4 protein-coding genes are annotated in these 4,256 nt (G+C 72.2%); all 4 read right to left on the bottom strand.

The features are described from left to right. On the bottom strand, positions 1 to 510 hold a 510-nt coding region (locus SZN_RS35835; RefSeq protein ID WP_244313489.1), incomplete at its 3' end, for a DUF6042 family protein. Between the two features lie 409 nt (positions 511 to 919). Further along, positions 920 to 2,053: a phosphoenolpyruvate carboxykinase (ATP) gene (locus tag SZN_RS35830; RefSeq protein ID WP_007505234.1), complete on the bottom strand. Its 1,134-nt coding sequence runs from the start codon at positions 2,051 to 2,053 to the stop codon at positions 920 to 922. Next, complete coding sequence (locus tag SZN_RS35825; protein WP_007505232.1) at positions 1,974 to 2,975, bottom strand: lactate/malate family dehydrogenase; 1,002 nt, start codon at positions 2,973 to 2,975, stop codon at positions 1,974 to 1,976. The genes SZN_RS35830 and SZN_RS35825 overlap by 80 nt, the downstream gene beginning before the upstream one ends. Continuing rightward, positions 2,972 to 3,967: a phosphotransferase gene (locus SZN_RS35820; protein WP_244313488.1), complete on the bottom strand. Its 996-nt coding sequence runs from the start codon at positions 3,965 to 3,967 to the stop codon at positions 2,972 to 2,974. Before SZN_RS35820 ends, SZN_RS35825 begins: the two co-directional genes overlap by 4 nt. Positions 3,968 to 4,256: the final 289 nt, after the last annotated feature.

The following is a 4,256-nucleotide window of genomic DNA, read 5'->3' as shown; positions in this document are numbered from 1 at the left end:
GCCCCACGTCAAGTAGAGCTCGGACAGGTCCCGCACGGTCTTGGGCACCGGGTAGCCGGCGGCCATGAGCATGGCGCCGAACTTCTCCCAGCGATGTGCCTCGTTCGCTTCACGCCCCTCCGGCGCCTCCTCGCAGTCCCATTCCTCATCGGGCCACGAGAACGTGAGCGTGCCGTCGAGATCGCCGCCGATCATGTCCCAGTGGCCTTCGAAGAGCTCCTGCAGGAGTTCGTCCAGGGAGCCCGTGAAACCGGGCTGACTCGCGGTCCCGATCAGCATCGTCAGCGGGAATCCCTGGCGGGGCAGGACGTGGTCCCAGCCCGAAGCCCACCAGTCGTTGTGCATCGCCAGGTCCCGGCGCGGTCCGGGCACAGACGGGGTGTCAGTCATCCGCAGCTCTTCCTCCAGAACGATCGGCGCTCGCAGCGTACGCACTGTGGTGCGCGAAGCGCTGCCGCGCGTGCCCACCCCAGGCTTGACCCAGGTGACGCCGAAGCGGTCGGTGAACATGCCGTACAGCGGGGACGTGGCCGCGTGCCGCGTCGGTCTGGCGCGGTTCAGCGGGCGGCTGGACGGCACCGGGTCTGGTGATGGGGCGAACGTTCTGTTGCAGACACCTGCACGGCTCGTGATCGTTGAAGGGGGCGAGGCCTTGCCTCTCCTCAGGTGGGGGCTGTACCCGCGCTCTGGTGCAGCCCCCACTGCACTGTTCGGGCGTATCCCAGCACCGGGCCGGTGCATGCCGTTGGAAGGCGGGGGCAGATATTGCGGCAGCACTTCCCCTGGAAGTCTCCGCAAGGCCGCGCCTTCTTCCCGGGGAGCGGAACCGCGTGCTCGCCGCTCCGGCCGGCCCTGCGGAGGCGGTGCTCCTATCGCCGGTCTGCCGGGTCTGCGGATGGGCCGGCGGTGATGGCCCGGTTCACAGGTCGGCCGCGAGTTTGGCGAGGAAGTCGGCGTTGGCCTGGGTGTCGTGGTTCAGCACGACCTGGTGGTGCTGGAGGGCGGCGAGCCGGTCGGCGACGCTCGCGCGTGCCATGTCGCTGCCGCCGCCGTTGATGCCGTGCGCGAGGCCGAAGTGGTCGGGGTATCGGTCCTCGGTGCTGCCGCTCATGAAGTCGTCTTCACCGAGGGCCCGGTCCCCGTCGGCCACGGCCGGGATGGAGGCGGGGTCGATGCGGGGGAACAGCAGTGTCGCCGCGTGTCCGCCCGTGGCGAGTTCCATGCCGAACCAGGTGGCGAACTGATCGGGGAAGACCTGCACCTTCATCTCCCGTTTGCCGCCCGGCTCCCACAGCGGCTCGCGGCGGCCGGCCAGGAGGGCGTCGGTGACGTCCTGGTGCTGCGTGGGGTGGAGCTGCTCGCCCGCCTGGAGCCGGTCGCGGACGACGTCGTACAGGCCCAGCGCATCGAGCAGACCCAGCCCGATGGCGGCCGCCGACGGCCAGGGCAGGACGCGCAGCTCGTCACCGACGACCTTCACGAACACCCGGTCGTTCGCGAGGAGCTGCGCGCCGCGGCTGGCCAGCAGCAGCGCGGTGGTGGTCTTGCCCGCGCCCTTGGAGCCGAAGGCGAGCAGGGCCCGGCCGTCGCGGACGACGGCGGAGGCGTGCAGGAGCGTCCAGCCGTCGCGCAGCAGGGACGCGCGGATCATCTCCCGGGCGATCCGTGCGGCGGCCAGCGCCAGCGGCTGCCCGGTGCGGCCGGAGAGGGTGACGTGGCTGCCGAGCTGTTCGGAGCGGTAGGCGATGCCTTCGTCCGGGGAGACGCCGGTGATGGTGCCTGTGCTGTCCCGGGCGAGCAGCAGCTGGGCCTTGGCGTAGGTGACTTCGTCGTGGGGGCAGGAGCGCACCAGCGCGTCGAGGTCCGTGTACGCCTTCTCGTCGAGGTCGGCCGTGACCAGCGGCCCGGCGCAGACACTGCTCGCGGGCACGTCGAAGGCGTTCCACCACGATCCGAAGTACCGGCGGGCCCAGTCAGTGACGAAGGCGGTGTTGCTGAGCACGGTCACGCTCGCGTCCGCGGCCTGCAGCCGGGTGGCGGTAGGGGTACTCACGTCGTCTCCAGAGGGGTTGAGGATGGGGCAGGACAGCCGAGCGCCCGTAGGCGCCTCGGAGTTTTGTGAGGGTCGCGGCCAGCTGCGCGTCTTCGTCCGCATTCAGGGCAGGCAAGCACGCTACGGGCCGACCAGAGGTGAAGCGCAACGGAATTCCGAGCCAGTCGCCGCGGTGCTCGGCAGTGAGTTCCTCGGTCCCGTCGACCAGGCCCAAGGCCTTGCGCAGGGCCGACAGCACGGCGCCGGCGGGCCCGGAGCGGGTCCTGCCGACCCCGGCGCTGATCCGCCCGGGGCGGGTACGCAGTTCCGCGCGTACCTCCGCAAGGGGGACTTGGGCAGGCGTGCCGTTGACGGTGGTCGACGATGCGCACACCACGGCCCCGTCGCCGTGCTCACCGATGACGTGTCCCTGTACAGCGTCCGCGGGCACGTTGAGGAGGCGGGCCAGGGTGAGCCGGAAGCGGGCGGAGTCGAGGTTGGAGCCGATGCCGTACACGCGCGGGCAGCCGGAGGCTTCGGCGAACAGCCGGGGCATCAGGTCGACGGGATTGGTGACCACCAGCACGGTGCCCTGGTAGCCGTGCAGACAGGCGGCCAGCGCCCGGATCACGGGGGCGTTCGCCGCCGCGCCGGCCATGCGCACGTCGGCGGTGTGCGTGTTAGTGAAGGCGGTTCGCACGGCGACGACGACGGCCGTGCAGTCGGCCAGGCCCTCCACATCGCAGGCTTCGGGGTGGACCGGCGAGGCTGTGGCGTGGCGCATGTCCCCGAGGTCGGCGGCGAGGGCCACCGCCTGGTCCAGGACGCGGGAGGCGATGAGCAGCCGCCCGGGCGGGGCGGAGGCCACCAGGGCGGTGGACACGGCCTGCCCGACCGCTCCGGCGCCGATCACGCCGACCGCTTCCAGCGGCGGGGGCGTCACGCGGCGACCGCCTGCGCGTAGTCCAGGGCGCCGTCCCGCACGGCACCGGGACCGCCTGCCGTGGTGAGGTCGGCGCTGATCCGGTCGAGCATCCGGGCGAGGGCCACCGCACGGCCCACGAGAGCGGTGCCCTGGGCGGGCAGCGGCAGTTCGGCGGGCGCCGGCAGGTAGGTGGTGAGGATGTTGACGCTGTCCATCAGCCACAGCACCAGCCCGTCCCGCAGCCAGGCGCGGCAGGCCTTTACGGACAGGCCCTTCATCCGGCCTGCGGCGAAGACACCGATTCCGTGCACCACCTGCTTTCCGGTCTCCATGCCCGGGCGGGACGCGGCCGGCGTGAGCACGGTCCGGCTGATCAATTTCGCGACGCCGACCGTCGTCTGGGCGAGCAGCAGCCCCGGGTCGATGAACACCGGTGGCTGGTCGACCCCGTCGGGAAAGAGGACGTGTTCGGGCTTGAGGTCGCCGTAGACCAGCACGCGGCGGTGTGGCTGCGGCAGCACCCGGCCCCGTAATCGGTGCAGCCGGACGACGACCTGGCGCAGCGCTTCGACGACTTCCTCGCGGTCATCGGCCGCGCACCGGTCGGCCCCGAGCCGCTGCACGTAGGTGGGGCCCGACAGTCCGTTGAACTTGCGCTGGAAGGTGGCGGCGATGCTGCGCTCTCCGATGGCACCGGCAGATGCGAGCCGCTCCACGGCGGCCGGGTGGTGGAGTTCGCGCAGTTCGCCGAAGATCCCGGCGAGCAGAGTGGCGCTGTCCTGCGGCTGGTCCAGCAGGAGCTGGGCCAAGCTCGGGCCGGTGACGGACTCGGTGAACAGCACACCCCGCCGCACACCGGCCACCGGACAGACCCGGGGCCCGCCGAGCTCCAACAGGAGCCGCAGCTGAGCCGCTTCCCGTCCGATCAGCGCGTCCGTGCGCTGCACGTAGTCCTGCTGCGCGGCGCGGACCTGGGGCCAGGGCCCGCAGGCGCCCCGCAGCAACGACACCAGGGACACCCCCAGCAGCGAGTACTTGGCGTGGAGCGGGCGGCCGGCGGCGGCCGTCCTTCGGAGCCCGCGGCCCGCCCGGCGCCTCCGACTCGTGCGAGCCGCCCTTCCCCGACATCGACGGCATGTCCGTGTGGCCGCCCTGCCGGGCGGGCGGCCCGTCCTCGATGACGGGGGCGACGGCCCCGCCCGCCCCGTAGGCGGCGCCGAACGTCGCGGCCAGCGCCGCGGCGAACGCGGTGATCCTCAGTCCGGCATGCATGGCGGTCTCCTGCCGTTACGTCCTCGG

The organism is Streptomyces zinciresistens K42, assembly GCF_000225525.1.
GTDB lineage: Bacteria > Actinomycetota > Actinomycetes > Streptomycetales > Streptomycetaceae > Streptomyces > Streptomyces zinciresistens.
The sequence above is the reverse complement of the archived record's forward strand: the minus strand, read 5'-3'. Positions and strand labels throughout refer to the sequence as shown.